The following is a 916-nucleotide window of genomic DNA, read 5'->3' on the forward strand; positions in this document are numbered from 1 at the left end:
AGAGGATGTTTTAAAAGTAGGGTGTTTTGTAAGAAAGCTCACAAAGCTTAGGCTGAGATTTGTAGAAACCAGCACCTTGTGAGCGAATGACTAAAGCATACCGTAGCAATCTGACGTGGGAACAGTGGGAATTAATAGCAGAGCTTTTCCCCAGAGCAAAACCAGGTGGTCGTCCTCGCAAATTAGCTATATATACCGTTGTCAATGCCATTCTCTACGTGTTGTGTGAAGGATGTACTTGGCGAGGATTACCTGGGGATTTTCCCGCTTGGTCAACAGTCTATGGTTATTTTTGGAGGTGGAGCAAAGACGGTACATGGTTAAAAATACACGACAAACTCTACCAATGGTCAAGGGTAGCGGCTGGACGTCAAGCCAGCCCATCTGAAATTGCAGTCGATAGCCAATCTGTGGAAACAGCAACCATGATCTCAACAGACGTGGGTTATGACGCGGGTAACAAGATACATGGACGCAAACGACATCTGAGTGTGGATTTGTTAGGGCTAGTTTTACGAGTTCTGGTAAGTGCTGCGAGTGTTCCCGAGCGCACTGGAGCCAAAGAAGTCCTCACCAGAGTTCATGATACAGGTAATCAGGTAAAACGGTTGCACACCATTTGGATGGATGGCGGCTACCGAGGAGAAGATTTTAGGCGATGGGTAATGGATCTGTTTCGGTGGATTGTGGAAATTGTTCTTAGACCTTTGGAGAAACAAGGTTTCGTCATCTTACCCAAACGTTGGGTTGTAGAGAGAACTTTTGGTTGGCTTAACTGGTGTCGGCGTTTAAGTAAAGATTATGAACGACTACCACAAACCTCGGAGACTTTTATTTATATTGCCATGATCCGTATTATGGTTCGACGACTTGCATGATTTTTAACGCGCTTTGACTTTTCAAACATCCTCTTAGA

At 44.8% G+C, this 916-nt stretch carries 1 protein-coding gene; it reads left to right on the plus strand.

Features of this window, described 5'->3' with window-relative positions; genetic code table 11:
- The first annotated feature begins 86 nt into the window (after positions 1–86).
- Positions 87–878, plus strand: coding sequence for an IS5 family transposase (locus CSQ79_RS26895; protein WP_099704163.1), 792 nt, complete (start codon positions 87–89; stop codon positions 876–878).
- The last annotated feature ends 38 nt before the right edge of the window (positions 879–916 follow it).

The organism is Gloeocapsopsis sp. IPPAS B-1203, from assembly GCF_002749975.1.
In the GTDB taxonomy this organism is placed as follows: Bacteria; Cyanobacteriota; Cyanobacteriia; order Cyanobacteriales; family Chroococcidiopsidaceae; genus Gloeocapsopsis.

What these genes read in the sequence shown, in the direction of transcription:
- CSQ79_RS26895 (WP_099704163.1), top strand. Translation starts at nt 87, where the DNA reads ATGACTAAAGCATACCGTAGCAATCTGACGTGGGAACAGTGGGAATTA.